24 protein-coding genes and 1 pseudogene are annotated in these 25955 nt (G+C 60.2%); 10 read left to right on the top strand and 15 right to left on the bottom strand.

Annotated features, from left to right (window positions below; translation table 11 throughout):
* Window positions 1-72 precede the first annotated feature (72 nt).
* From mltG to gmk, 3 genes are read left to right on the top strand one after another with little or no spacing between them, the layout of a single operon-like run.
* Window positions 73-1299, top strand: a complete 1227-nt coding sequence (mltG, locus tag J1W56_RS00525; RefSeq protein WP_223611242.1) for an endolytic transglycosylase MltG — start codon at window positions 73-75, stop codon at window positions 1297-1299.
* 55 nt (window positions 1300-1354) lie between these two features.
* The gene (locus J1W56_RS00520; protein ID WP_223611241.1) at window positions 1355-2242 is read left to right on the top strand and encodes a YicC/YloC family endoribonuclease; all 888 of its coding nucleotides are present in this window, start codon (window positions 1355-1357) and stop codon (window positions 2240-2242) included.
* Between the two features lie 41 nt (window positions 2243-2283).
* Complete coding sequence (gene gmk / locus J1W56_RS00515) at window positions 2284-2901, top strand: guanylate kinase (RefSeq protein WP_223612360.1); 618 nt, start codon at window positions 2284-2286, stop codon at window positions 2899-2901.
* Between the two features lie 201 nt (window positions 2902-3102).
* Here the strand turns inward: gmk and rsmA are convergent, their stop codons facing one another.
* From rsmA to J1W56_RS00485, 6 genes are all read right to left on the bottom strand, one after another.
* A complete protein-coding gene (gene rsmA, locus J1W56_RS00510) occupies window positions 3103-3924 on the bottom strand; it encodes a 16S rRNA (adenine(1518)-N(6)/adenine(1519)-N(6))-dimethyltransferase RsmA (protein ID WP_223611240.1) in 822 nt (273 codons plus the stop codon).
* Window positions 3921-4946 (bottom strand): 4-hydroxythreonine-4-phosphate dehydrogenase PdxA, encoded by a 1026-nt coding sequence (gene pdxA / locus J1W56_RS00505; RefSeq protein ID WP_223611239.1) that lies wholly within the window; start codon window positions 4944-4946, stop codon window positions 3921-3923. The genes rsmA and pdxA overlap by 4 nt, the downstream gene beginning before the upstream one ends.
* 15 nt (window positions 4947-4961) lie before the next feature.
* Window positions 4962-5909, bottom strand: a complete 948-nt coding sequence (locus tag J1W56_RS00500) for a SurA N-terminal domain-containing protein (protein WP_223611238.1) — start codon at window positions 5907-5909, stop codon at window positions 4962-4964.
* A 155-nt stretch (window positions 5910-6064) separates the two neighbouring features.
* A complete protein-coding gene (locus tag J1W56_RS00495; RefSeq protein WP_223611237.1) occupies window positions 6065-8410 on the bottom strand; it encodes an LPS-assembly protein LptD in 2346 nt (781 codons plus the stop codon).
* 1 nt (window position 8411) lies between these two features.
* A complete protein-coding gene (lptG, locus tag J1W56_RS00490; RefSeq protein WP_223611236.1) occupies window positions 8412-9500 on the bottom strand; it encodes an LPS export ABC transporter permease LptG in 1089 nt (362 codons plus the stop codon).
* On the bottom strand, window positions 9497-10708 hold the full coding sequence (locus tag J1W56_RS00485) for an LptF/LptG family permease (RefSeq protein WP_223611235.1): 1212 nt from the start codon (window positions 10706-10708) through the stop codon (window positions 9497-9499). The genes lptG and J1W56_RS00485 overlap by 4 nt, the downstream gene beginning before the upstream one ends.
* Window positions 10709-10977: 269 nt before the next feature.
* On the opposite strand from J1W56_RS00485, the gene J1W56_RS00480 reads away from it, so the two are divergent.
* The 4 genes from J1W56_RS00480 to J1W56_RS00465 all read left to right on the top strand — a co-directional run bounded on the left by J1W56_RS00480 (window position 10978) and on the right by J1W56_RS00465 (window position 14299).
* Window positions 10978-12474, top strand: coding sequence for a leucyl aminopeptidase (locus J1W56_RS00480; protein ID WP_223611234.1), 1497 nt, complete (start codon window positions 10978-10980; stop codon window positions 12472-12474).
* Window positions 12475-12707: 233 nt separating this feature from the next.
* A complete protein-coding gene (locus J1W56_RS00475) occupies window positions 12708-13157 on the top strand; it encodes a DNA polymerase III subunit chi (RefSeq protein ID WP_105735768.1) in 450 nt (149 codons plus the stop codon).
* A gap of 3 nt (window positions 13158-13160) precedes the next feature.
* Window positions 13161-13751 (top strand): hypothetical protein, encoded by a 591-nt coding sequence (locus J1W56_RS00470; RefSeq protein WP_223611233.1) that lies wholly within the window; start codon window positions 13161-13163, stop codon window positions 13749-13751.
* 2 nt (window positions 13752-13753) lie between these two features.
* Complete coding sequence (locus tag J1W56_RS00465) at window positions 13754-14299, top strand: GNAT family N-acetyltransferase (RefSeq protein WP_223611232.1); 546 nt, start codon at window positions 13754-13756, stop codon at window positions 14297-14299.
* Here J1W56_RS00465 and J1W56_RS00460 read toward each other — a convergent pair.
* Window positions 14278-14913: a helix-turn-helix transcriptional regulator gene (locus J1W56_RS00460; RefSeq protein WP_223611231.1), complete on the bottom strand. Its 636-nt coding sequence runs from the start codon at window positions 14911-14913 to the stop codon at window positions 14278-14280. The two genes, J1W56_RS00465 and J1W56_RS00460, sit on opposite strands and share 22 nt — an antisense overlap.
* A gap of 118 nt (window positions 14914-15031) precedes the next feature.
* On the opposite strand from J1W56_RS00460, the gene J1W56_RS00455 reads away from it, so the two are divergent.
* On the top strand, window positions 15032-16459 hold the full coding sequence (locus J1W56_RS00455) for an MFS transporter (protein ID WP_223611230.1): 1428 nt from the start codon (window positions 15032-15034) through the stop codon (window positions 16457-16459).
* A gap of 291 nt (window positions 16460-16750) precedes the next feature.
* Here the strand turns inward: J1W56_RS00455 and J1W56_RS00450 are convergent.
* Both J1W56_RS00450 and J1W56_RS00445 read right to left on the bottom strand, forming a co-directional pair.
* Window positions 16751-17041, bottom strand: a pseudogene (locus tag J1W56_RS00450) (GIY-YIG nuclease family protein).
* A gap of 237 nt (window positions 17042-17278) precedes the next feature.
* Entirely contained in the window at window positions 17279-19177 is a 1899-nt protein-coding gene (locus tag J1W56_RS00445; protein ID WP_223611229.1) for an ABC-F family ATP-binding cassette domain-containing protein, read from the bottom strand.
* 216 nt (window positions 19178-19393) lie between these two features.
* Here J1W56_RS00445 and J1W56_RS00440 point away from each other — a divergent pair, with 216 nt between their 5' ends.
* Both J1W56_RS00440 and ndk read left to right on the top strand, forming a co-directional pair.
* Entirely contained in the window at window positions 19394-20086 is a 693-nt protein-coding gene (locus J1W56_RS00440) for a glutathione S-transferase family protein (RefSeq protein ID WP_223611228.1), read from the top strand.
* Between the two features lie 247 nt (window positions 20087-20333).
* On the top strand, window positions 20334-20756 hold the full coding sequence (ndk, locus tag J1W56_RS00435) for a nucleoside-diphosphate kinase (RefSeq protein ID WP_077114036.1): 423 nt from the start codon (window positions 20334-20336) through the stop codon (window positions 20754-20756).
* Between the two features lie 66 nt (window positions 20757-20822).
* On the opposite strand, the gene J1W56_RS00430 is transcribed toward ndk, so the two are convergent.
* The 6 genes from J1W56_RS00430 to J1W56_RS00405 form a co-directional block, all read right to left on the bottom strand.
* Window positions 20823-21254: an META domain-containing protein gene (locus tag J1W56_RS00430; RefSeq protein WP_223611227.1), complete on the bottom strand. Its 432-nt coding sequence runs from the start codon at window positions 21252-21254 to the stop codon at window positions 20823-20825.
* Window positions 21251-21730, bottom strand: coding sequence for a molybdenum cofactor biosynthesis protein MoaE (locus tag J1W56_RS00425; RefSeq protein ID WP_223611226.1), 480 nt, complete (start codon window positions 21728-21730; stop codon window positions 21251-21253). The genes J1W56_RS00430 and J1W56_RS00425 overlap by 4 nt, the downstream gene beginning before the upstream one ends.
* 4 nt (window positions 21731-21734) lie before the next feature.
* Window positions 21735-21992, bottom strand: coding sequence for a molybdopterin converting factor subunit 1 (gene moaD, locus J1W56_RS00420; RefSeq protein WP_130269087.1), 258 nt, complete (start codon window positions 21990-21992; stop codon window positions 21735-21737).
* A gap of 4 nt (window positions 21993-21996) precedes the next feature.
* Window positions 21997-22581 carry a CDP-diacylglycerol--glycerol-3-phosphate 3-phosphatidyltransferase gene (pgsA, locus tag J1W56_RS00415; protein WP_223611225.1) on the bottom strand — a complete coding sequence of 195 codons (585 nt, stop codon included), beginning with the start codon at window positions 22579-22581 and terminating at the stop codon, window positions 21997-21999.
* Window positions 22582-22692: 111 nt separating this feature from the next.
* Window positions 22693-24720, bottom strand: coding sequence for an excinuclease ABC subunit UvrC (uvrC, locus tag J1W56_RS00410; protein WP_223612359.1), 2028 nt, complete (start codon window positions 24718-24720; stop codon window positions 22693-22695).
* 77 nt (window positions 24721-24797) lie between these two features.
* Window positions 24798-25562 (bottom strand): SDR family oxidoreductase, encoded by a 765-nt coding sequence (locus J1W56_RS00405; protein ID WP_223611224.1) that lies wholly within the window; start codon window positions 25560-25562, stop codon window positions 24798-24800.
* Window positions 25563-25955: the final 393 nt, after the last annotated feature.

Here is a 25955-nt window from a genome sequence, read left to right as displayed (position 1 = left end):
TTCGCGCTTTCGCCATATTCGCAATCAAAATAATACCGGTTCCAACCGGAAAAACATGCTCGAGGTGCCCGTGTGAGCTCAGATCAGCAGTCTGAAGAGACGAACGGTTCAGCCGCCGCCAGCGCGCCGGAGCGCAATCCGATTGTCCCGCAGTCGGCATCCGAGGCCCTGCGCCCCGAACCGGGCACGCCGCCGCCCGCACCCCGGCGCCGCTCGCGCCGTGCGCGCAGCCAGATCGTTGTCTTCGCCAATTTCATGCTGTCGCTCGTGGTGCTTCTGGTGATTGCCGCCGCTGCCGCGGTCTATTTCGGCAAGGTCGCCTTCAACGAACCCGGCCCGACGGAAGTCACCACCAATTATGTCGTCAAGAACGGCAGCGGCATCGTCGAAATCGCCGATGGCCTCGAACGCCGCGGCATCATCACCGATGGCCGCGTGTTCAAATATGGCGTTCAGGCCTATGGCTTTCAGCGTGACATGAAGGCCGGCGAGTACGAGATCAAGGCGCACGCCTCGATGCGTGACATCATGGACCTGCTGCGCAGCGGCAAGTCTGTCCTGCATTCGCTGACCGTTCCCGAAGGCCTGACCGTCGACCAGATTCTGCAACGTGTCAGCGAGGACGACGCGCTGGTGGGAGCATTGCCGGCGGTCGTTCCGGCGGAAGGCACGCTGTTCGCCAACACGCAGCGCTTCTCCCGCGGCATGACGCGCGAGGAAATCATCAAGAAGATGCAGGCCGACCAGAAGAAACTGGTCGAGGATATCTGGGCGCGCCGCGACCAGAGCATCCCGCTCAAGACCATCGAGGAATTCGTCACGCTGGCGTCCATCGTCGAGAAGGAGACCGGCAAGGCCGATGAGCGTCCGCGCGTCGCCGCCGTGTTCATCAACCGCCTGAACAAGCGGATGCGCCTGCAGTCCGATCCGACGATCATCTATGGCCTGTTCGGCGGCAAGGGCAAACCGGCCGACCGCCCGATCCTGAAATCGGATCTCGAGAAGCCGACGCCCTACAACACCTATACGATCAATGGCCTGCCGCCCGGTCCGATTGCCAATCCGGGTCGCGATGCGCTGGAAGCGGTTGCGCATCCCTCGCAGACCAAGGACCTCTACTTCGTGGCTGATGGAACCGGCGGGCATGTCTTCGCCGAAACGCTGGATGACCACAACGACAATGTGAAGCGCTGGCGCACCGTCGAGAAGAATCGTGTCGACGAGGCTGCCAAGGCCGCCACCGGCGACAAGAATGCCAAGCCGTCTGCGGCGGACGACAGCGCGCCGACACAGGAATAGTATCGGAAGGCCTGGTTTCGATCAGGCCTTTGTCCTTTCGGACTTTGGGGGAAAAATGTCATTGCAAAGCATGACGGGTTTTGCCCGTCACCTCCGGAACAGCGCCGGGGCGCAGATTTCATGGGAAATCAAATCGGTGAACGGCAAGGGGCTCGATGTGCGGTTCCGGCTGCCCGCTGGGTTCGAAGCCGTGGAGCAGAAGGCGCGCGCGCTGTTCAGCCAGCATTTCAAGCGTGGCAATTTCCAGGCGGCCCTGACCGTTGACCGCAGCGCCGGCGATGCCAGGGCGCTCATCAACGAACCGCTGCTGAGGGAATTGGCAGGGATCGCCGCCCAGCTGCGTGCGGACTTCGGTCTGGCACCGTCCACCCCGGAAGGCCTGATGGCGCTGCGCGGCGTTCTGGAAGCGCCGCAGGACGTGTTGACGGATGAAGACCAGGCCGAGATCGAAGCGGCCGTGCTGGCGGTCCTCGACGAGACGCTGGTGCAGCTTGCGCGCAACCGCGAGACCGAGGGCAAGGCGCTCGGCGATATACTGAGCACCCAGATCGATACGGTGGAACGGCTGACCGGGGAGGCGCGGCGCGATCCGAGCCGGACGCTCGACGCCGTCCGGTCGAGATTGGCGGCACAGGTTGCACTGCTGCTCGATGCATCTCCGGCTCTCGATGAAGCGCGGCTGCACATGGAGGCGGCGTTTCTCGCCACCAAGGCCGATATCCAGGAAGAGCTGGACCGTCTGGAGATGCATGTGGCCGCCGCCCGCACGCTGCTGCGCGATGGCAACGGTGTCGGGCGCAAGCTGGATTTTCTGACACAGGAATTTAACCGCGAGGCGAATACACTCTGCTCCAAGTCCAATGCGGCCTCCATCACGTCGATTGGACTTGACCTCAAGGCGGTTGTGGATCAATTGCGCGAGCAAATACAGAATCTGGAGTGAACATGCTCAACGCCTCAAACAGCATCAAGCGCCGCGGCCTCATGCTGGTGCTGTCGTCGCCATCGGGTGCCGGCAAGTCGACCATTGCCCGTCTGCTGCTCAACGACAAGGAAAAGCTGGAACTGTCGCTGTCGATCAGCGTCACCACCCGTCCGCGCCGCGCCAGCGAGATCGACGGCGTGCACTATCATTTCATTTCCGTGCGCGAATTCGAGCGCCTGCGCGACAGCGATGAACTGATCGAATGGGCCGAGGTGCATGGCAATTTCTATGGCACGCCGCGTGAGGCGGCGGAAAACGCCCTTGCCGACGGGCAGGACATGCTGTTCGACATCGACTGGCAGGGCGCGCTGCAGTTGCAGGACAAGATGAAGGGCGACGTCGTCAGCATCTTCATCCTGCCGCCGTCCATGGCCGACCTGAAGCTGCGGCTGCACCGCCGCGCCGAAGACACGAAAGAAGTCATCGACATGCGCCTGCACAATGCGCGCAACGAGATCGAACGCTGGCGTTCCTATGATTACGTCATCGTCAACAAGGATCTGGACCGTGCCTATCACGAGGTCCAGTCCATCGTGACGGCCGAACGCCTGCGCCGGGACCGTTGCCCCGGCCTGTTCGATTTCGTCAGTGCTCTGTTGGATGAAAAGCTAGATTGACGGTGCAGGTCATCTGATATCTGCAGGAACATTGTGCGTGGTTCGACAAGCTCACCATGAGGGAGAGTGAGGATTGCAGGGAGCTTTATTCTGCAATGTTTCCGGCTAACCCTGCAGCCCACCCATCTCCCTCATGGTGAGCTTGTCGAACCACGCACAATGGTTATGCAAGATTTACCAACGTTTTCCCCTAACCCACACCTAAACCGCGTTGGCCAGCGCTACAAACTCTTCGATGGACAGTGTTTCGGCGCGGCGTGTGGGATCAATCCCGACTTTGGCCAGCAGCGCTTCACCGCCGAGCGGCTTGATGCTCTGGCGCAGCATCTTGCGGCGCTGGCCGAAGGCCGCCTGCGTGACACGGCCGAGCATGGTCGCATCGCAGGCCAGCGGGCTTGCGCGCGGAACAAGGTGGACCACAGAGGACGTCACCTTCGGCGGCGGGGTAAAGGCCTGCGGCGGCACGTCGAACGTAATTTTGGCTTCCGTGCGCCAGCCCGCCAGCACGCCGAGGCGGCCATAGGCATCAGAGGCCGGCTTTGCCACGATGCGCTCGGCCACTTCGCGCTGGAACATCAGCGTCAGCGAGGCATAGAAGGGCGGCCACGGCTCGCTCAAGAGCCAGCCGATCAACAGCTGCGTGCCGACATTGTAGGGCAGGTTGGCGACGATCTTGACCGTGCCGTTCCCCGCCAGCGCCTTGAAATCCGTCTCCAGCGCATCGCCTGATATGACCTGCAGGCGGTCGGGATAATGATCGGAAATTTCCTGCAGCGCCGCCAGGCAGCGCTCGTCGCGTTCAATGGCGATCACATGGGCGCCCTGCGCCAGCAGGGCGCGGGTCAGGCCGCCGGGGCCAGGCCCGACCTCGATGACAGTCTGTCCCTTGAGATCGCCGGCCTGCCGCGCGATCTTGGCGGTCAGGTTGAGATCGAGCAGGAAATTCTGGCCGAGGGATTTTTTGGCCATCAGCTCGTGCCGGTCGATCACATCGCGCAGAGGGGGGAGGCTGTCGATGCTCATGCGGCGTTGTTTTCCGGGCTGGAGCGATGGGAGGCGAGCTCACCCGCCAGGCGCAATGCGGCGATGAAGCTGTCCGGCTTGGCCTTGCCCGATCCGGCGATATCGAATGCCGTGCCGTGGTCGGGCGAGGTGCGCACGAAGGGCAGGCCGAGCGTTACGTTCACGCTGTCGTCGAAGCCTAGCGTCTTGGCCGGGATGAGCGCCTGGTCGTGATACATGCAGATCGCCGCGTCATAGCTGGCACGCGCCGCCGCGTGGAACATCGTGTCGGCCGGCAACGGCCCGCGTGCATCGATGCCCTCATTGCGCAGGATTTCAACCGCCGGGCGGACGATCTCTTCGTCTTCCAGGCCCATGGCGCCGCCTTCGCCCGCATGCGGATTGAGCCCGGCAATGGCAAGGCGCGGATTGGCGATGCCGAACTGGCTTTTCAGCGCCTGCGCCGTGATGCGTGAAATGGTGACGATCCGGGCGGTATCCAGCACTTCGGGAACACGGGCAAGGGCAATGTGGATGGTCACGGGAACCGCGCGCAGCAGGGGCCCTGCCAGCATCATGACGGGTGTGACCTCGCGGCCGAGCTGTTCACTGGCCAGATGCGCCAGGAATTCCGTATGGCCGGGAAAGCGGAACCCCGCCTCATAGAGCGGCTTCTTGGCGATGGGGCAGGTGACAACGGCACTGGCACGGCCGGAAAGCGTGTATTCGACTGCGCGCTCGATCGCCTCGATCGTTCCGGCGGCATTTTCGGCGAGCGGAATGCCGGGACGGTCGATTTGCCGGTTTTGCAGGGGAACAACCGGCAAAGCCCGCCCGAAAACCCTGTCGGCATCTTCCGGCGTGGTGATTTCGATGGGGCAATCCATGCCGAGCTGTGCCGCACGTGCGGCGATGAGCTTTTCGTCGCCAAGCAGAAAAAACGCAGGCAGACGCACCGACGCGCGCAATGCCCACGCGGCAAGCGCTATGTCAGGTCCGATTCCGGAGGGATCACCGGAGCTTACGGCGAGGATGCTGCTCATGGGAAGGCAATACCATCATCGATTGACGATGGATGCCTTTTTCCGGAGATCATCGAGATATTGCTTGTTGACCGCTTCCGCCGTGGCATCGGGCTTCTGGTTGGCCGCTGCCGCTTCCTGCGAGAAAACAAGGCGGGCGACGCGATCATCGGAAAGCTGGCGCGTTGCGCAGACACCGAGGAATTCGACGCCCTTGTCGGTGTCGAGTGTGGTGGTCGCGTGCCCGGCGGAGGTGGCGGTGACCTGCTTCGACCATTCCGGCGGCAGTTCCTGTTCGACGAAACGGCCGAGATCGCGGACGGTCACGTCCAGTATGCCCTTGGCCATATCGCGCGTTGAGTCACAGCCATTGAACTTGGCGCGCAGCGCATTGGCCTCGTTGCGGCGCTTGGCGATGTTGCCGCGATCGGCGGCCGGAACAACGAAAATGACCTGCTGCAATGTGAATTCGGTTGAGACGGGCTTCTTGCCGCCGTCCTTCAGCATACGCTGCACGGCATCCTGCTCGGACACGCGGCTGCCGCCCTGCGACCGGTTGCGGGTGCTGAGGGCACGGCCCCAGCCCATCTGCAGGCGGATATATTCCTTGAAATGGTCGGCAGTCACACCGGCCTTGTCGAGGACACCGGTGAGCTGGGCAAGGGTCATCTTGTTGTTGGTGGCAAAGCGCTCGAAGGCCTGATTCACTTCGGTGTCGGAAACGACGATGTTCAGCCGCCGCATTTCCTGGCGTTTCAACATGTCGTCGGTGAGTTCCTCCCGCGCCATCTGCGGCAAGTTGCCCTTCTTGTGCTGCAGCTTCAGAAAGGCCGCGCGCCGGGCAATGTCATAATCGGTAATCGGCATTCCGTTGACGATTACCTTGACGTCGCTCGCTTGGGCAGGCAGCGAAACGCCGGCCGCCAGGCCCGAGCCCAAAGCGGTAACAATCGCTGCCGCAAGAATGTGCTTCCTCACCATCATGTTCCACATTATCCGATCATTATGGATCTCTTTTGACCATTTTGACAAAAATGACCGGTAAAATCCATTCCTGTGAGATTCATTTCCGTCTTATTGCCGTTTTACTAAGGCAAAAGCATGACTGGCCGCAAGGGCGGCCAGTTGAAAAGAAATAATCAAATGCCGCCAATATCGACAGGCTTGCCGAATTCCCACAGCGTACGGAAGGAAATCTGGAAACCGTACGTCGTTGTCGTGTCGCCGGCCGTACCAGTGCTGGTGATGGGCCGTTGCTGCGTATAGTACATCTGGTAGGTGAAGCACTCATCGTCATAGGCAATCGCTGCCGTACGCTTCACCAGCGTGTCATGCACGATATCGTAGGTGCCCGAGCCGAGAAGACGCCAGTTCGGTGTCAGTTTGGCCGTGCCGCCAAGGGTGACTTCCTGCCTGTCCTCGGTGAAGCCATAGGTGGGCTGAGCGCCGATGAATGCGTATTTCCCGAAAACCGAACCGTATTTGCCGGCGCCCGTCGCTGCGACTTCGGCACGATGAACCTCGAACGTATCCTTGTCGAAGCGGCCGCCCGTCGTCAGCGTATAGGCGCCGTAGTTGGCGCCGATCATCGCAACATAGTCGGAACGTGCTGTTTCCAGTCCCGACTCCGCGCCCGCATTGACAAAATCCTGCGAGGCAAAGGAATTCATGCCGCCAAGCTGGAACGATTGACCGGCAATACCGTTGAGCGACAGGCCGTTGTTGAACGTGCCGGAATAGCGAATACCCAGATTGGCGCGTGTGCCGCCCTCGACGCGGTCGTAACCCGAGAACTTGTCCCGTTCGAACAGGCTTGATGCATCGAAGACAAAGCTTTGCGCATCTTCGTTCGGCATCTGGCCGGCATAGGGCTCGTTGTTGCGGACAAAGAGCTGTGCCGTCGGTTCAAGCACATGGGTTGAATTGGCTGCCGTGAACAGGATCGGATATTTGGCTTCGAGCCCGGCGGTTGCCATGCCGCGGAAGGCCTGGTCGCGGGTGACGCCAACGGAATTCGAGTCGACATACATGCCATCGCCGCGCAGCGCGAGAATGGGTGTCAGGACAAGGCCGCTATCGGTAATGAATGTACGTTTCCACTCGACTTCGCCGGTGATACGGCCGTCATTGCCCTTGATGCCCGAGAGATAGCCGGAGCGTGTCAGACCTGTCGACGCCGTGCCATCTTCCTTGTCGCGATACAGCGCCTGCACGTTCAAGTTGAAGTTCAACTCGCCGCCGGCAAGAGGCTGGGTGGGGATATAGGCATAGTCGAGACTTGGCAGAACCCAGGGCTGCTTGTTCTCAGACGAAGCCGAGTTTGAATCCGAGTAACCTTCCTGAACGTGAAACTTGTAGAGCCGCACGTCAAAATAGTTCCGGTCATGCAGGCCGGTCAGGTAGATCTGGTCGGTCTTGTTGTACTCCGCATAGCCCTCGAGGCCATAGCGATAGGCAAAGGCCTTGTCCGACTGCACCATCGCATCCCAGCCGAGGGTCCAGCGCGGGTTGATGTGAATAGCACCTTTGGAACCGATCATGCCACGGCCGGTATTGTCGTGGTCTTCCTGATCGTTAGTCGCGTCGAACTCACCGGGCTTCTGCTGGCTGATGCCGGCGACACGGATGCTGTACTCGCCGTTTTCCAGGCGATGGCGCCATTCCGCGTCGGCCAGGAAGCCCTGCTTCGTATAGCCGGTGCCGGTCAGGGTCAGGTCATAATTGGGTGCGAGCGCCCAGAAATAGGGAACGCTGACGCCATAGCCGAGATTCGTCTCGTATCTGTAACTCGGCATCAGGAAGCCGCTTTTGCGCTTCACGGTCGGATCGGCGATTTCAAACGCCGGCAGGAAGGCCAGGGGCATGCCGAACAGCTCGAAGCGTCCGCGTTCGAACCGGATGGTCTTGTTCTTGCCGTTCCAGACGATCTTCTGGGCGCGCACCTGCCAGAGCGGGGCCTTGCCCGGCTTGTCGCGGCAGGGCTCGCAGGCGGTATAAATACCGTTGTTGAACTTGGTGATTTCGCCGCCGATGCGTTCGGCGCTTTCCGCCGCGAAGCGCGTGTTATCCGCAGCCTCGACGCGCAGCGTGTTGACAAAACCTTCCTTGAAGTCATCGGTGACATCGAGATTTTCCGCATAGATGCGGTTGCCGTCCTTTTCGACGATCTCGACCTTGCCGACGGCCTTCAGGCGGCCGGTCTTCTGGTCATAGGTGACCTGACGGGCAACGAGGCGGTTGCCGTCATATTCGATCTTCACGCCGCCGACGGCCGAAATCGTCTTGGCATTGATATCATAGACGAGTTCATCCGATTCCAGCAGCATCTGCGCATTCGGATTCGTCTTGAAATTACCTGCGAGGGCATCATTTGTCTGGGCCAAGGCCGGGAACGAAATCCCGCCTGCAAGGCATAGCACGGCCGTCCCGCACATAAGCCGTGCGAGCCACGTCGGCAACACCGAGCGCGTTACATTCAATCCCACTCTAACCATCCTCCTTGTGAAGCAGAAAGGAGACCCCAAAAAAAGTTGCGATCAGGACCGGAGTCCAAGCGGCAACGAAAGGCGGAACGAATCCCGCATTTCCGAATGCCTTGACCACAACTGTGACGACATAAAGCACGAAGCCCGCGAGGACGCCACCCAGAATCATCGTTCCAGATTGGCCAAAGCGAACAAATTTCAGCGAAACCGTCGCGGCGATTAGGGTCATCGCCATTAAAAGGGCAGGCAAAGCCAGCAAAGACTGGAAATGCATGTCAAAAGCATTGGCTGGATAGCCAAAAGAGCGAGCTGCGGCAATTTTGTTACGCAGCTCAAAAAAAGGAATTGTCTCGGGTCGGGCCAGACTTTCTTCAACGAATTCAGGCCGAAGATGCGTTGCGATGCGGACATCGCCCGGTGAAACAGGTGTCTCGCCCAGCACGAATTTCGTCACGTCCGTCAACTGCCAGTAGCCGTCTTCCAGGTCAGCGGTTTTGGCGTCGAGACGCTCGATAATGTCCTTGTTCTTGTCCAGCCGGATGAAGGAAGCATCGACCAAACGCAACCCGCGGTTGACGATATTCTTGGCACCGATGATGGTCTCGCCTTCATCGGTTTTCTGGCGCAGCCACGGCACGCGATCGTCGGTTGTATCGTTGGTTTTTCCGCTGCGCCAGGCCGCCTGTACGGCCTCGCTTTTCTCAAAGCCATAGGCGGCGAGGGGATTGACGATCAGGACGGCGAGAAGGCCGAACAAAAACGCACCGGTGCAGGCGGGCAGGAGAAACTGCCAGGCCGAGACGCCGACGGAGCGTGCCACGACAAGCTCGTATTTCCGGTTGAGCGAGATCAGCGTGGTCATTGCCGAAAACAGCGCGATGAACGGAAACACCTGCTGCATGATGTAGGGAATGCGCATCACGGACAGGCCGAATGCCTGAATGGAGGAATATTCCGGCAGGGCGGCCAGCTTGCTCGACAGCTCGGTGAAATCGAGGATGAGGGCGAGCGCAAAACTTCCCATGAGGAAATAGCAGGTGATCGTCACGTAGCGGAGAAAGAAGTAACGTCCGAGTGTCCAGCCTATCATTCGTCACGCGCTCCACGTCCGGAGCGGGGATTTAGCAGCTTTGTCTTGGCACCTGCAAGGGCCGCCTGTGGTGACGAAAACCCGTTCTTGAAGAAGTCGGCCAGCTTTGCCGGCATGCCGATCTGACGATTCGTCGCCAATGCATAGATGGCCGACAGGGTAACAAGAACCGGGAAAACAAAGAGGAAGGGAATGACGCTTTCATTCTTTTCCGAAGCCTGTCCGCTGGAATAGCTGATCCAGAAGACGATCAGGCTCAACGTGATCGCGGTGAAGGAGGCGGAAATGCGCGCCTCCCGGTGCGAACGCGAATCCGCGGCGGCGGCCAGCGAAATGAAGGCGAAAACGATGGGATACATCCAGTCGGTCAGCCGTTTGGCCAGCTCCGAGGTGTAGCGCAGCGGTTTCTGCTGATAGACCGTATCGTTCGGGTCCGGGTTCATCAGATAGTTCAGCGGACGATCCTTCGGGAAGATGGTGACGTCCTTGTCGTCCGATGGCAAAAATTCAGCAAGATCAAGAGCATAGGTGTTGAACTTGATGATCGACACATCGCCGGTCTTCACGTCGCGGCGGTCGATTTCGCCGTCCTTCATGACCAAAAGGCTCTGGTTGCCCTTGTCGACGACGAGGCCGTCCTTCGAATAGTAGAGCAGGTCGGTCACCGGATCGCGCGAATCGGACACGAACAGGCCCTTGATGGCGCCGTTGGCATCGCGGCTTTCAATCTGCAGATAGAGATCCTTGTCCAGCCGCTGGAACGAGCCCTGCTGCACGACGAGATTGATCACGTCGGAGCGGGCGTCGGCCAGCATCTGCCGCATGCTCATCTGCGAATACGGGGCGATGAAATTGGCGATGACGAATGAAAGACCGGCGACGACGACGGCAAAGAGCAGGACGGGCCGGATGACCGTGGAGCGCGGCGCGCCCGAGGCGTTGATGACGACGAGTTCCGAATCCTGGTTCATCGTCGACAGCGTCTGCGTCACGGCAATGACCAGCGCGAACGGCATGACGACGGGAAAAGCGGCGGGAAGCAGGTTGGAGCTGAACTTCAGGATGTAGAAGAAGCTCTGGCCGCTGGTGGTCAGGAAGTTGATGCGGCCGAGGACCTGGACGATCCACGTAATGCCGACCGCTGACAGGAGGACTGCCAGAAACATGACGACGATGCGTCGCAAGATGTAATACTCAATCAGGCGCATGTCATGTTTCGCAAAAGAGTTCCGCCACCTTGTTTGTCGACTTGCCGCTCACGGATGAACGACCATTTCATGTATGCCATGCAATCCATGGCATTATTTTGCCGCACTATGGGACGAACCCGTTATATGTTCAATCTAGTCAGGCTTGGCTAAAAATAGGCGAAGAAAGCTGGTTAACAAGGTGTTAGCGCCCGATACCTATCGTTACCCACTTCATTCATCAACTTTGATGAATTAGGAAGTCACAATTTGTTCAATCTGGAGATATCATGTCCAAACGACCATCCATCAGTTTTGCAAAGTTTGCTGCCGTCGAAAACGGAACCGCAATTTTGCTTCTGGCAGCCGAAGGCAAGGCCGCGCAGGAAGCCGAATCTGTCGTCGGGCAGGCGTTGCTGTCGCGTATCATCGATGTCTCGGATTTCAAGGGAAAACTTGCAGCGAGCCTGAGCACGCTTGCACCCAGCGGCACCGAGCTTGACCGCCTGGTCCTGGTCGGCGCCGGCGATCCGGCCAAGCTGAAAGCCGATGACTGGCTGAAACTGGGCGGTTCGGCCTTCTCGAAGATCGGCAAGGCCAAGCATGTTTCCGTGGTTCTGGCGTTGCCGGATGCGGACGTGTCGGGTGAAAATGCCGCGGATTTCGCGCTCGGCATCCTGCTGCGCGCCTATACGTTCGACAAGTACAAGACGAAGAAGGGCAGGAATGACGAGAGCCGGGACGACAAGTCCTCGGCCAAGATCACCCTTCTCGTGGCCGATCCGCAGGCGGCAAAGAAGGCCTTTGCCAATGCCGAAGCCGTGGCGGAAGGCGTTATCCTGGCGCGCGATCTCGTCAATGAACCCGCCAATATTCTCGGACCGGTTGAATTTGCCGAACGCATCGAGGAACTGAAGAAGCTCGATGTGAAGGTCGAGATTCTCGACCCCAAGGATATGAAGAAGCTGGGCATGGGCTCGCTACTCGGTGTCGCCCAAGGGTCGGTGCGTCCGGCACGGCTTGCGATCATGGAATGGCAGGGCGGCAAGGGCAAGGAAGCGCCCATCGCCTTCGTCGGCAAGGGCGTGGTGTTCGATTCCGGCGGTGTCTCGATCAAGCCGGCCGCCGGCATGGACGAGATGAAGGGCGACATGGGCGGCGCGGCCGCCGTCACCGGCCTCCTGCACACGCTGGCAAGCCGCAAGGCCAAGGTCAATGTGGTCGGCATCGTCGGCCTCGTTGAAAACATGGTCGACGGCAATGCCCAGCGTCCCGGCGATATCGTCACCTCCATGTCGGGCCAGACCATCGAGGTGCTCAACACCGACGCGGAAGGCCGGCTGGTGCTGGCGGATGCACTTTACTATTGCAACGAGCGTTTCCAGCCGAAATTCATGGTCAACCTCGCCACGCTGACCGGTGCGATCATGGTTGCGCTCGGCCAGTCGCATGCGGGGCTGTTCTCCAATGACGACACGCTGGCGGCGCAGCTGTTCGATGCGGGGCAGTCGACCGGCGAAAAAGTGTGGCGCATGCCGCTCGGCGCGGAATATGACAAGCTGATCGATACCAAGAACGCCGACATGAAGAACATCGGCACCCGCTTTGGCGGCGCCATCATCGCAGCGCAGTTTTTGAAGCGGTTTGTCGGGGACACGGCCTGGGCGCATCTGGATATCGCCGGTACCGCCATGGGCACGCCGGCCAGCGAGTACAACCAGTCGTGGGCGTCCGGTTTCGGCGTCCGCCTGCTTGACCGGCTGGTCCAGGACAATTTCGAAGGCTGACGAGACTGTGGTGCGTGGTTCGACACGCTCACCATGAGGGAGAGTGGTGCTGTAAGGCTAAACGGAGATATTGCAGTTTGAACAGTCTGGCAGAACTTGGCTCCCTGCAATCCTCCATCTCCCTCATGGTGAGCGTGTCGAACCACGCACCACGAGACACCCACTCTTTGACGAATCGGTCAAGGACTGCTTCAACGAAGTGACACTGGCGCGTTTTTGAGCCAAGAGAGACAATGACCGAAATCCTCTTCTACCACCTGACTGAATCGACACTGGAAAACGCGCTTCCGGGTCTGGTCGAGCGCTCGCTGAGCCGCCAGTGGAAGGTGGTCATCCAGACCGGATCGCAGGAGCGGCGCGACAGTCTCGACAATCATCTGTGGACCTGGTCGGATGCGTCGTTTCTGGCCCATGCCACGGATCAGGAGCCGCACCCGGAGGAGCAGCCGGTCATATTGACCACGGGCGAGGGCAATCCGAACGGGGCCACGGTGCGCTTTCTGGTGGATGGCGCGGTTCCGGCGCATGTCGAAGCCTATGAACGGCTGGTGCTGATGTTCGACGGGCACGACCAGATGCAGCTCGAACAGGCGCGAGAGCAGTGGAAGCAGTTGAAGGCCGGGGGGCACACGCTGACCTATTGGCAGCAGAATGCCGAGGGGCGCTGGGAAAAGAAGGCCTGAGAGATGCGCAAGCTGCTGCTGTTGCTCCTGCTCGCCGGTGTGGCGCTTGGAATTGGCTATCCCTGGTACGCCTATAATTTTTCCGGCAGCGAGCTGGGGTCGTGGCGGGTGTTTGACCGGCCCGGCCCCTACAAGCCCGTGACGGTTTCGCTGAAGGCCAGCGATGGCCCGGTGCGGATCTTTGCCGACATGCAGCCGCTGCGCAGTTTCATTCCGGCCGAAGCGCGCACCGCCCTGACCTCGGTCGTATCGCGGGACGGCCGGGACGTGCTGGTCAAGACGCTTTCCTATGTCAATGCGCAGGCCGCCAACCGGGGATCGCCGCAGGGGCCGCGTTTCTATCGCGACCGGATCGGCGATATCGATCCCGTGGTATCGGGTGATTATACGTTCAGGATCGGACCCGGCGATGCCGATGGCCTCGAAGTGGCGCAGGTGGATATCGTCCTGCGCAAAGGGGCGGTGAGCATCGACAAGCGCTTCGTTCCGGCTGGCCTGACCATGATCGCCGTCAGCATTTTCGGCCTGATCCGCCTGGGACGCCGCAAGGCCAACCCCAACAGCACGCCGCCAGCGCCCAAATGGGGACGGTGATCGTGTCGCCGAGCAATGCCTGCCCGACACTGCTGACGCCGCGCCTGCGTCTGCGTCCGTTCGAAAGCCGCGATGAAGCCGGGCTGCACGCCTGCCTCGCGAACGAAACGCTGACGCAGTATTGGGGCTTCACCGCCTGCACGACCATGGAAGAAACGCGGCGATGCCTGCGCATCCTGGCAAAGACCACATCCCCCTACGATTCGATGGCCTGGGCGGTGGCCGACAGGACCACGGACGAGTGCATCGGCATGGTGAACTATCATCACCGCGAGGTCAGCAATCACCGGCTTGAAATCGGCTACATCCTGCGCCGCGAGTGGCACGGGCAGGGGCTGATGAGCGAGGCGGTCAAGACCCTGATGGATTACTGCGTGGCCCATCTGAAGGCGCATCGCATCACGGCGATCATCCATCCCGACAACACCGCTTCGATCCGGCTGGCCAAACGGCTCGGCTTTCAATGCGAGGGCGGGCCGATGCGCGATTATTGGCGCGTCGGGAAAGGCTATATGAGCCCGATGCTCTACAGCTTCATTGCCAGCTGAGGGCTGCCGCCCGGCCTTTCCGTGATCCGGTAGGCGCAGCGCCGGGCGCCCTTCAATATATGCTCGAAGCGCCTGATCTCGACATCGGGACCGAGCGCCGCCTGAAACACATCGAGCTCCGACCGGCACAGTTTCTGGCATGCCCTGGCGGCCACGCAGATCGGGCAGTGGTTTTCCACCAGAACCAGCACACCTGCCGCATCACGGGTGGTTTCCGCCATGTACCCTTCGGCGGAGCGTATTTCCGCCAGACGCTGCACCCGTTGCTCGAGGGAGCCCGCGTCGGCGAGTTCCGTGCGATAGTGGTCGAGCGTGGCGGCTTCGCGGTGCGCGATCAGCTTGTCGAGCCCCGCATCGCCGAACACGGCTGACACGGACGCCAGGATATCGGCCGTCAGCGCCGCGTGATTGTCGGGAAACTGCCCGTTGCCTTCCTCGGTCAGGTGCCAGAAGCGTTTCGGGCGGCCAACGGTCTCGCGGCTATCTTCAAAGGCGACGAGGCCATCCTCATGCAGCCGCCCAAGCATCTGTCGCACCGCGACGGAGGTAATGCCGAGACGATCCGCCAGGGACGCGGCGGTCTGCGCGCCGGCGACTTTCAGGGAATAGAGCATGCGGTTTGTCGTTCGATCCTGCATATCGGCAATGTAACAAAATTCTTTTTAAAAAGCGATTGCTTATTTTATTAAGCAGAATATAAAAACACAAAACTTATTTAATTGAGGTGACGCCATGCATGACCCCGACGATACAGCCAGCGATGCCCGCTGGTCCGAGCTGCTGACCCCGCAGTTTTCCGCCGCAACCACGACGCTTTGCCTCGGCGTGGCGCTGTTTGCCTTCAACGGGTTTCTCGTTTCCACCTCCCTGCCGACGGCGGTGCGCGAGATCGGCGGGCTGAAGCTGATTTCCTGGGCCTTCACGCTCTATCTTGTCCTGTCCATTGTCGGCGGTGCCAGCGGCGCGCTGCTGAAGGGCAGGCTCGGCCCGCGCCGGGCATTGGTCGGGGCCGCTATCGTCTTTCTCGCGGGCACGCTGATCGCCGCCTTTGCCTCGTCGATGACGGAAGTGCTTGTCGGCCGCGCCCTGCAGGGGCTGGGCGAGGGTGTGATCGCCGCCATCTGCTATGCGCTCATTCCCGACCTGTTCCCGTCGCGCCTGGTGGCAAAAGTGTTTGGCGCCGAAGCCGTCGTCTGGGCCATTGCGGCCTTTGGCGGTCCGTTGGTTGCCGGGCTTTTGACCGAAACCGTATCCTGGCGCGCGGCATTTCTGGTCAATGTTCCCATGGCGTTCATTTTCATTGCGCTGGTCTTCCGCATCGTGCCGCGTTCGGCGGCCGAAGCCGCACCGCTGTCCGTGCCTTTCCTGCGGCTGGGGGCGATTGGCGGCGGCATCATGCTGGTGGCGCTTGCCGGCATCATGCAGACGCTGACGCTGGAAGTCCTGTGTGTCGCCGGCGCTGCGGCCGTTCTCATTGCCGTCGTTGCGGTTGACCGCCGCAGCCGCACGCCGCTGTTCCCGTCCGATGCCTTTGCCCTGACGTCGACGGTCGGCATCGGCCTGTGGATCGTGCTGCTGATGCCCGTCGCCCAGGCGTCCACCTCGGTCTATCTCGTCATGACCCTGCAGAATCTCTGGGGTTATGGCCCGACCATGGCCGGTGCGTTCAGTGCCAGCTTTGCCGTCGCGTGGAGCACCATTGCCATTCTGGTGGCCAATGTGCAGGACCCGCGCCGCCGGTCGCGGATGATCCGGCTCGGACCGGTACTGCTGGTGACGGGACTTGCGGTTCTCGTGCTCGGTTTCTCCGCCGACCTGCCGGGTGTGGTTCTGGTCGGCCAGATGAGCATCGGCGCCGGGTTCGGGGTCAGCTGGGGCTTTTTGAGCCAGAGCGTGATGGAATCGGCGCGCGACGGCGAGCGCGACCGGGCTTCCGCCCTGCTGCCGACCCTGCAATCCGCCGGTTACGCCATCGGGGCTGCGGTGGCCGGTCTGGTGGCCAATGCCACCGGCTATCCCCAGGCAACAAGCCCCGAAGCCTTGCGCGACGCGACGATGATCATCTTTGCGGTCTCGACGATGATCGGCCTTGCCGCCATGATCGCCGGTTTTGCCCTGCCGCTGCGCAGGAAGACGGTGTTCGCGGCCGATCTGCCGTAGCGGCACGAAAAAGCCCGCCCTGACGAGGGGCGGGCGACAGTTCCGGATTATCCGGAAAATCCAGGAGAGGGGAGGATTTCGACCTGCAAATCCCCTCTCTTGCGATTTTTGCCGTTGGTGAGAAGGGGTGATGGTGCGTGGTTCGTGGTTCGACAAGCTCACCATGAGGGAGGTGGTTTGGTTGTAAAGCTAGTCACAGGCGTTGCAGAATATGGCTCCTTGCAGCCCACCCACCTCCCTCATGGTGAGCTTGTCGAACCACGCACAATGGCAGTGCAATCTCTTAGATTCTCAAATTTTGCTATGGTTCTTTGAAAGTTGTGGCAAGCGCTCGTATTCCAACGCAATAAGGGCCTGTTTCTTTACGCGCGACCAACCTTTGATTTGCCGCTCCCGTGCTATGGCATCAAGGATACGGTCATAAGTCTCAGTAAAGACGAGTTGGACCGGGCGGCGTTATTTTGTGTATCCATCGCAAATGCCCGCATTGTGCTCCCAAACGCGCGCTTCAATCTCCTGTTTTGTCAGTCCCGTATAATACGATCCATCCGAGCACAGCAGAATATAGACCGTGACCTCCATGCCAGCCTCTCAACATTTGAGGCAGAATGCTAGAAGACCGGGTCAGGGCAGACAATTCAACAAGAGTTGCATATATAGCTCGTGCGTGGTTCGTGGTTCGACAGCTCACCATGAGGGAGGTGGTTTGGTTGAAAGCTAGTCACAGGCGTTGCAGAATATGGCTCCTTGCAGCCCACCCAGATCCCTCATGGTGAGCTTGTCGAACCACGCACCGCGCACTGAGGGGTGACGTTCCCGTTACAGATCGGCCATCGCCTCTTCATATTCGGTCGACAGCGTCAGCCATTCCTCTTCCGCCCGGGCGAGCGAAGATTTGGCATAGCCGATTTCCTTGCCGATCTGCGTCGCCTTGGCCGGCTCGCGGCTGTAGATGACCGGATCGGCCAGCTGGTCCTGCAGGGTCTCGATCTTCTTCTGGAAGCGCTGCACCATGGCATCGGCTTCCTGGATCTTCTTCTGCAGCGGCTTCAGCGCTTCGCGCTTCTGCGCCGACAGCTTGCGCTGCTCGGCCTTGGTCAGCTTCTGTCCGTCATCGACGTTGATCTTGCTGTTGCCGGAGCGCTCGGCCTTGGCATCGGCCAGAACCAGCGAACGGTAGGCGTCGAGATCGCCGTCATAGGGCGCAACTGCACCGTCACGCACCAGCCAGAGCCGGTCCATGGTGGCTTCGATCAGATGCCTGTCGTGGGCAATCAGGATCACGGCGCCGTCGAAATCGTTGAGCGCATGCATCAGCGCTTCACGGCTGTCGATATCCAGATGGTTGGTCGGCTCGTCGAGGATGAGCAGGTTCGGACCCTGGAAGGTCGCAAGCCCCATCAGGAGACGTGCCTTTTCACCGCCGGAAAGGTCCTTTGCCGCCGTGTTCATCTTCACCGTGGCCAGGCCCATCTGCGAGACGCGGGCGCGCACCTTGGATTCCGGCGCATCGGGCATCAGCTTGCGCACATGCTCGATGGCATTGTCCTCGGGCACCAGATCATCGAGCTGGTGCTGGGCAAAGAAGGAAATCTTCAGGTTCGGCGCCACCGTCATCCGGCCGCTCTGCAGCGCGAGACGTCCGCTGATCAGCTTGGCCAGTGTCGACTTGCCGTTGCCGTTCGAACCCAGCAGCGCAATACGGTCATCCGCATCGATGCGCAGGTTGAGATGCTTGAGCACCGGCTTGCCCGGCGTGTAGCCGACTTCACCACTTTCAACGGCGATGATCGGCGATGCCACGACCTTTTCCGGCTCGGGAAAATGGAACGGCGCCACATGGTCTTCGATCACCGACGAAATCGGCTTCAGCTTCTGCAGCGCCTTCAGGCGGGACTGTGCCTGCTTGGCCTTGGACGCCTTGGCGCGGAAACGCTCGACGAAGGCCTCCATATGTTTGCGGTGCGCTTCCTGCTTGGTGCGCTGCTTCTGCTGCAGCTCCAGCGCTTCGCTGCGCAGCCGTTCGAACTGGTCGTAATTGCCCTGCCACAGCGTCAGCTTGGTCTGGTCGAGATGAATGATCGAATTGACGGCCGAGTTGAGAAGGTCGCGGTCATGGCTGATCAGGATGACCGTGTGCGGATAGCGGCGGACATAATCCTCCAGCCACAGCGTGCCTTCCAGATCGAGATAGTTGGTTGGCTCGTCCAGCAGCAGAAGGTCCGGCTCGGCGAAGAGCACGGCCGCCAGCGCCACGCGCATGCGCCAGCCGCCGGAGAAGGACGAGGCCGGGCGCTTCTGCGCTTCGGAATCGAAGCCGAGGCCGGAGAGGATCGCACCGGCGCGCGCTTCGGCCGAATGCGCGTCGATATCGACCAGACGGATGTGGATTTCGGCGATGCGGTGCGGGTCCGTGGCGGTTTCGGCTTCCGCGAGAAGGGCGGTGCGCTCCTGGTCGGCGGCCAGCACGATCTCAAGCAGGGAGTCTTCCGTTCCCGGCGCTTCCTGCGCCACCTGGCCGATGCGGATGTTCTTGGGCAGGAAGAAATCGCCGGTTTCCGCCGGCATCTCGCCGGTGATCACCTTGAACAGGGTGGATTTGCCCGCGCCATTGCGTCCGACCAGACCCGCCTTCGTGCCCGACGGCAGGTTGAGGTTGGCGTGATCGATCAGCAGGCGTCCGGCCATACGCACGGATATGTCGTTGAGAATAAGCATGGCCGCGCTTTTGCACGGGAAATGCGCTTTTCGCAAGCCGTGCATGCAGCAGATATCGCCCGATTGCGCGGGAAAGTGGGGTTAGGCGATATCTGTGTCCGATTGGGCACGTTCGAACGGAGCGGCGGGCATGCGAAAATACTGTTGCAGCAAATTGACTTTCTGCCGAAATGCGTCAGTCTTGCTGCCATAATATCCAAACAGAGGCGCCTTTCCATGGGAATCATTCTGCACGAACTCGTCGGTACGGATCTGAACAGGCCATTCAGCCCGCATTGCTGGAAAACCGTGATGTCGCTGGCCCATAAGGGCCTGCCGTTCAACCGCAATCGCGTGTCGTTCAAGGGAATTCCGGCGCTCGAAGGCGCGTTCTCACCAAAGGTTCCCATCATCCGCGATGGCGACAAGCGGGTGGCGGATTCCTTCGAGATCGCCCTGTATCTGGAAGACACCTATCCCGACCGGCCGTCGCTGTTCAAGGGCGAGGGTGGCCGGGCCATGGCCCGCTTCGTCGAGGGCTGGTCGCAGATGACGCTGCATCCCTATCTGAATCTCGTCATCCTCATGCCGGTGCACGATATTCTCGATGCGCCGAACCAGGCCTATTTCCGCGAAAGCCGCGAGAAAATCTTCGGCCGTCCGCTGGAGGAGGTGGCTGCCGAACGTGACGCCAGGCACGACGCCTTCACCAAGAGCCTCGAACCCCTGCGCAAGATGCTGCTGTCGCAGCCGTTCATCGGCGGCGAGGGCCCGCTGTTCAGCGATTACATCGTGTTTGGCGCGTTCCAGTGGGTGCGGGTGCTGACGCCGTTCAAGCTGCTGGATGAGAAGGATCCGGTGCATGACTGGTTCGAGCGCTGCCTCGATCTGCATGGCGGCATTGCCCGCGAGATCAGCGCTGCTGAATAGGTCTGCAATTTGGGCATCAGGGTTGTGCGTGGTTCGACAGGCTCACCATGAGGGAGATTGAGGATTGCAGCGAGCCATATTCTGCAACATCTGAGATGAGCTTTGCAATCAAACCACCGCCCTCATGGTGAGCCTGTCGAACCACGCACCATGCCATTGCCTGTTTCTCGGCACAGCCCCTTGGCAAAGGGGCTGCCTGACGCTATAGAGCCGCCATCCAATTCCCCTAACGACAAGGTTTTATTCCATGGCGATTGAACGCACTTTCTCGATGATCAAGCCCGACGCGACGCGCCGCAACCTGACCGGTGCCATCACACAGAAGCTGGAAGAGGCTGGTCTTCGTGTTGTTGCTTCCAAGCGCGTCTGGATGAGCCGCCGCGAAGCCGAAGGCTTCTACGCCGTTCACAAGGAACGTCCTTTCTTCGGCGAACTCGTTGAATTCATGTCCTCCGCACCGACCATCGTCCAGGTTCTGGAAGGCGAAAACGCCATTGCCCGCAACCGCGAAGTCATGGGCGCCACCAACCCGGCCAATGCCGATGAAGGCACCATCCGCAAGACATTCGCCCTGTCGATCGGCGAAAACTCGGTTCACGGTTCCGATGCGCCTGAGACAGCCGCAGAAGAAATCGCCTACTGGTTCTCCGGTACGGAAGTCGTCGGCTGATTGTTTCAGCTGAGACAGCAAGAAGCCGGGATTTTCCCGGCTTTTTTGTTTTAAAGGGCTGTGAATTCAGTCCTGCCGCGCCAGTTGCGCAATGGTTTTGCCGGATGCATCGCGCAAGGTGAGTTTGCCGCCGACGACCGAAAAGGAACGGGTGCGTTCCAGCGCCGCAAAGAACTTGTGTTCCTGATCCATCAGGGCAGGCGGGCAGAGTTTGCGCGTTGCCGCCGCCGGCTTGAATGTGAGCTTGCGGCCTTTGACCACAGCCTTGCTCATGAAGCGGTTGCAGCCGCCGGAACCGCTCACCGCACCATCACGGCCGATCAGCAGGGTTGTCTGGGCGAAGTCGATGACGCCGCCGCCATTGATGTCTTCCGCCAGCCAGCTCACATCGGTGATATCAGGCACGCGGCTTTCGCTGTGTGCCTTGAACGACAGGCCGAACAGCGCGATCACGCCGGCGAAGCCGATGAAGAGCGACAGAATGGCAAGCCGTCTCATTTCTCAATCTCCTGCCAGCGCGTAAGCGCCGCCGCATCGGTCGATTTGGCCTCGACCCAGCCGCTCGCCGCACCGCTGACAAGGTGTTCCTTCTTCCAGAAGGGGGCGGCATTCTTCAGATAATCCATCAGGAAGGCGGCAGCGTCAAAGGCGGCGCGGCGATGGGCGGAGGCAGCCACGACCAGCACGATGTTCTCGCCCGGCCGGATCATGCCATAGCGGTGGATGACCGTGAGCCCCGTCAGCGGCCAGCGGCCGAGCGCTTCGCCGGCAATGCTGGTGATTTCGCGGGCGGCCATTTCGGGGTAATGCTCGATTTCAAGCGCCTGGAGCGTCCCGGCCTCATCCCGGCACAGCCCGCTGAAGGTGACGACGGCGCCAATGTCATGGCGTCCCGATGTCAGGCGGGCAATTTCGGCGGCCGTATCGAAATCGTCGCTCTGGATGGCGACGCGCGGTTTGATCGCGCCGGACATGGCTTCAGCCGCCGGTCATGGGCGGGAACAGGGCAATCTCATGCGCGCCGCCAATCGGCGTCTTGTGGTCGACATGTTCCTGGTTGATGGCCACGCGGATGACGTCCTGATATTCCAGCGCCGCCTCATATTCCTCGCCGCGGGTTTTGAGATGGCTCAGGAGATCGCCGACGGTCACGATGGAGGGCGCGAGATCGATGATCTCCTCGCCCTTGCCGATCCGTTCGCGCACCCAGGCAAAATAAACAAGTTTTACGCTCATGAGCCTAGTCTACCACATGTTTGAGGCCGGCACGGAAATAGTCCCAGCCGGTATAGAGTGTCACGAGGGCCGCCACCCACAACAGGGCGATGCCGAATTGCGTGGTATGCGGCACGATCTTGTCGCCGGCGGGTCCCGCCAAAAGGATGGCCACGGCAAACATCTGGATCGTCGTCTTCCATTTCGCCAGCTGGCTCACCGGCACGCTGACCTTCAGTTCCGCCAGATATTCGCGCAGGCCCGAAACGAGAATTTCACGGCAAAGAATGATGATCGCCGCCCACAGCGTCCAGCCGGCAATGGTTCCGTCTGCCGCCAGCAGCAAAAGGCAGGCCGATACCAGCAGTTTGTCGGCTATCGGATCGAGCATGCGGCCGATTGTCGAGGTCTGTTTCCAGATGCGTGCGAGATAGCCGTCGAAGAAGTCGGTGATGCTGGCAATGGCGAAAATCGCCAGCGCGCCCCAGCGCGCCGCATCGCTGGATTGCAGGCTGCCTTCGAGGAAAAAGCACAGCACGACCAGCGGCACCGCAAGAATGCGCCCATAGGTCAACAGGTTCGGCAAGGAGTAGGCGTTGTTCTTGGGCATATTTCCAACCAATCAAATCAGTGCCGATCAAACGGGCTTGTCCGCCAAACGTCAAGCTCATCATTCCGGAGTCGGGCGCAATTGTGTCCCGATTTCAATAAGTAAACCAAACTAGGTGCGAAAATGATCGCGAATGGTGATGGCCATTGCTTCCGATATCCCGTCCACCTTCATCAGATCCTCGACAGCAGCCTGCGATACAGCTTTAGCCGTGCCAAACTGATGAAGCAGTGCACGTTTGCGTGAAGGGCCGATCCCGGCGATCTCATCCAGCGGATTCTTGACCATTTCCTTCTTGCGCTTGGCGCGGTGCGTGCCGATGGCAAAGCGGTGCGCCTCGTCGCGCAGCCGCTGCAGGAAATAAAGGACGGGATCGCGCGGCGGCAGGGTGAAGGACTGCTTGCCTTCCATGAAAAACCGCTCGCGCCCGGCATCGCGGTCCACGCCCTTGGCAACGCCGATGGCCGTCACCTTGTCGGCAATCCCCATCTCCTGCAGAATGCCGCGCACCGCGCTCATCTGGCCCTGACCGCCGTCGATCAGGATGATGTCAGGCCATGCGGGGAAGGCATCGGACTCCTCGTCGAATTCATCGATCTCCTCATCCGCCGGTGCATCCGGCATGTCCTTGTTTTCCGGTGTGCCGTGTTCCTTGACGAGGCGGCTGAACCGGCGCTCGATCACTTCGCGCATCATGCCGAAATCGTCGCCCGGTGTGATCTCGGTCGAGCGGATATTGAACTTGCGGTACTGGTTTTTGACAAAACCCTCCGGGCCCGCGACGATCATGCCGCCGATGGCGTTTGTGCCCATGATGTGGGAGTTGTCATAGACCTCGATGCGCCGCGGTGTTTTTTCCAGACCGAAGGTTTCGGCGACCCCCTTGAGCAGGCGCGACTGCGACGAGGTTTCGGCCAGCTGACGGCCAAGCGCCTCGCGGGCATTGCTGAGCGCGTGTTCGACAAGATCCTTCTTCTCGCCGCGCTGCGGCACGGTGATCGTCACCTTGCGGTCGGATTTCGCCGTCAGGGCGACGCCGAGCAGCTCCTGATCCTCCACCGTTTCCGACAGCATGATCAGCGAGGGGCAGGGCTTGTCGTCGTAGAACTGCGCCAGAAAGGCCCCGAGCACCTCGGCGCTCGACAGTGACGAATCGGCCTTGGGGTAATAGGCGCGGTTGCCCCAGTTCTGGCCGGTGCGGAAGAAGAACACCTGAATGCAGGTGGTACCGCCGTCCTGGTAGATGGCAAAGACATCGGCCTCTTCAACCGATTGCGGGTTGATGCCGGAATGCGACTGGACGTGGGAGAGAGCAGACAGGCGGTCGCGATAGACCGCCGCGCGCTCGAAATCGAGTTCGGCGGAGGCTTCGCGCATGGCATCGGACAGATGGGTTTTCACCGCCTGGCTCTTGCCGGACAGAAACGCCTTGGTCTCGGTGACCAGCTCGTCATAATCCGCTTCGCTGATTTCACCGGTGCAGGGACCGGAGCAGCGCTTGATCTGGTAGAGCAGGCAGGGGCGCGTGCGATTTTCGTAGAACGAATCGGTGCAGGTGCGCAGCAGGAAGGCGCGTTGCAGCGCGTTGATCGTGCGCCCGACAGCACCCGCCGAGGCAAAGGGGCCGAAATAATCGCCCTTCGAGGAGCGGGCACCGCGATGCTTGAAAATGCCCGGTGCCAGCCGCCGGTCGGTCTGCTTGGGCGCCGTCAGCAGGATATAGGGAAACGACTTGTCGTCCCGCATCAGAACATTAAAGCGCGGGCGCAAGCGCTTGATGAGATTCGCTTCCAGCAGCAGCGCTTCGGTCTCGGTGCGGGTGACGACGAATTCCATTTTCATGGTTTCGCGGATCATGCGGGCGATGCGGTTGTTGTGGCCCTGACCGCGCGCATAGTTGGAAACGCGCTTCTTCAGGTTGCGGGCCTTGCCCACATAGAGCACATCGCCGTCCCCATTGAACATGCGGTAGACGCCGGGCTTGTTGGGCAGCCGCTTGACCAGTTCGCCGATGACGTCGGCACCGCTCGTCCCATCGCTTTCGACGCTGGAATCCCATTCGATAGCATTGATCAGCGCGGCGACGTCACGGATCGGCTCGCTGTTTTCCTCGGCGAGCGGACCGTCATCATCCAGCATCACATCGGTATCCTCCGCGTTCCCTTCAGGGGAAAGCGGCGGGGCCGGATCGATAGCCGGATGATTGCGTGCGTTGGTCATTCTGCCATTCCCGTGACATCCGGCGTCTCCCACGCCAGATGCTGCCCGCCATCCAGGGCAATCATTTGCCCGGTGATGGAGCGCGTCTGCCAGAGATAGCGTATCGTGTTGCCGAATTCTGCCAGATCGGGCCCATGTTTCAACAGCAGGCCGTCAACTTGTTGTTCAAAATCGATTCTCTCCTGACGTTCGCCCTGCATGGTCGGGCCCGGACCGATGGCATTGACCCGGATATGCGGGGCCAGCGCCTGCGCCATGGTCTGGGTCGCGGCCCACAATGCGGCCTTCGACAGGGTGTAGGAGGTGAACTTGGGCGTGAGCCGCCACACGCGCTGGTCGATAATATTGACAATGAGGCCGTTCTCCCCGTCGGGAAGCGCCGATTTCATCGCATCCGCCAGCAGGACCGGGGCCTTCACATGCACGGCGAAATGCCTGTCCCAGACGTGGTCGTCGAAATTGCCGAACCCGTCGTCGTGAAAGATCGACGCATTGTTGACAAGAATTTCCACCGGACCGAGCGCATCCTCGGCGCTGCCGATCAGGCCGCGAACCGCGTCGCCGTCGGTCAGATCCGCCTGGACCACCGCCGCGGTGCCGCCGGCCGCCTCTACTGCACGCAGCAGGGCCTGGCCCTCTTCGAGCGAATGATTGCAATGAATAGCCACAGCAAAACCGTTGGCGGCAAGATTCTCTACAATCGCCTTACCAACGCGCCTTGCGCCGCCTGTGACAAGGGCAACGGTCTTATCTCTGTGCAAATGGCTCTCCCAGTCCTGCGATTCATGCTCGAATATTGGCCTGAATATAGGGAGGATATCGGCAAAGCGCGAGGGTTTGGCGGCATCTGCACTGACAAATGAGAAATTCCAGTTGTTCATCTCATTCATGGCATTTTCGCCAGATGAAGGTGCGTATAGCCACGAAAATCGGCTGAAAAATGCAAGCATAATGCAGAGTTTAAGTATCGGTTAAGTATACTATATTGAAACTGGCGGATTGCGGACTTTTCAATAAAATTTTCTCAAATATTTCGTAAAATCTATTTTGTCGTACTATTTTTACATCGTTGAAATCATTGGCTAATTCAAAATGTTGCATAATGAACACATCGCATTTCTGCCATTTTCTCGACAGTTTCTTTTCACAGTCTG

The sequence above is a fragment of the Phyllobacterium calauticae genome, assembly GCF_019991125.1.
Classification (GTDB): Bacteria; Pseudomonadota; Alphaproteobacteria; order Rhizobiales; family Rhizobiaceae; genus Phyllobacterium; species Phyllobacterium calauticae.
Note: the sequence above shows the minus strand (reverse complement) of the source record. Positions and strands in the feature narration are given on the sequence as shown.

What these genes read in the sequence shown, in the direction of transcription:
- moaD (WP_130269087.1), bottom strand. Translation starts at nt 21,992, where the DNA reads ATGAGCGTAAAACTTGTTTATTTTGCCTGGGTGCGCGAACGGATCGGC.
- J1W56_RS00500 (WP_223611238.1), bottom strand. Translation starts at nt 5,909, where the DNA reads ATGATGGTGAGGAAGCACATTCTTGCGGCAGCGATTGTTACCGCTTTG.
- pgsA (WP_223611225.1), bottom strand. Translation starts at nt 22,581, where the DNA reads ATGCCCAAGAACAACGCCTACTCCTTGCCGAACCTGTTGACCTATGGG.
- J1W56_RS00485 (WP_223611235.1), bottom strand. Translation starts at nt 10,708, where the DNA reads ATGCGCCTGATTGAGTATTACATCTTGCGACGCATCGTCGTCATGTTT.
- ndk (WP_077114036.1), top strand. Translation starts at nt 20,334, where the DNA reads ATGGCGATTGAACGCACTTTCTCGATGATCAAGCCCGACGCGACGCGC.
- uvrC (WP_223612359.1), bottom strand. Translation starts at nt 24,720, where the DNA reads ATGCTGGATGATGACGGTCCGCTCGCCGAGGAAAACAGCGAGCCGATC.
- J1W56_RS00460 (WP_223611231.1), bottom strand. Translation starts at nt 14,913, where the DNA reads ATGCTCTATTCCCTGAAAGTCGCCGGCGCGCAGACCGCCGCGTCCCTG.
- rsmA (WP_223611240.1), bottom strand. Translation starts at nt 3,924, where the DNA reads ATGAGCATCGACAGCCTCCCCCCTCTGCGCGATGTGATCGACCGGCAC.
- J1W56_RS00470 (WP_223611233.1), top strand. Translation starts at nt 13,161, where the DNA reads ATGCGCAAGCTGCTGCTGTTGCTCCTGCTCGCCGGTGTGGCGCTTGGA.
- J1W56_RS00425 (WP_223611226.1), bottom strand. Translation starts at nt 21,730, where the DNA reads ATGTCCGGCGCGATCAAACCGCGCGTCGCCATCCAGAGCGACGATTTC.
- J1W56_RS00445 (WP_223611229.1), bottom strand. Translation starts at nt 19,177, where the DNA reads ATGCTTATTCTCAACGACATATCCGTGCGTATGGCCGGACGCCTGCTG.
- J1W56_RS00520 (WP_223611241.1), top strand. Translation starts at nt 1,355, where the DNA reads ATGTCATTGCAAAGCATGACGGGTTTTGCCCGTCACCTCCGGAACAGC.
- J1W56_RS00440 (WP_223611228.1), top strand. Translation starts at nt 19,394, where the DNA reads ATGGGAATCATTCTGCACGAACTCGTCGGTACGGATCTGAACAGGCCA.
- J1W56_RS00455 (WP_223611230.1), top strand. Translation starts at nt 15,032, where the DNA reads ATGCATGACCCCGACGATACAGCCAGCGATGCCCGCTGGTCCGAGCTG.
- lptG (WP_223611236.1), bottom strand. Translation starts at nt 9,500, where the DNA reads ATGATAGGCTGGACACTCGGACGTTACTTCTTTCTCCGCTACGTGACG.
- J1W56_RS00475 (WP_105735768.1), top strand. Translation starts at nt 12,708, where the DNA reads ATGACCGAAATCCTCTTCTACCACCTGACTGAATCGACACTGGAAAAC.
- pdxA (WP_223611239.1), bottom strand. Translation starts at nt 4,946, where the DNA reads ATGAGCAGCATCCTCGCCGTAAGCTCCGGTGATCCCTCCGGAATCGGA.
- gmk (WP_223612360.1), top strand. Translation starts at nt 2,284, where the DNA reads ATGCTGGTGCTGTCGTCGCCATCGGGTGCCGGCAAGTCGACCATTGCC.
- J1W56_RS00480 (WP_223611234.1), top strand. Translation starts at nt 10,978, where the DNA reads ATGTCCAAACGACCATCCATCAGTTTTGCAAAGTTTGCTGCCGTCGAA.
- J1W56_RS00430 (WP_223611227.1), bottom strand. Translation starts at nt 21,254, where the DNA reads ATGAGACGGCTTGCCATTCTGTCGCTCTTCATCGGCTTCGCCGGCGTG.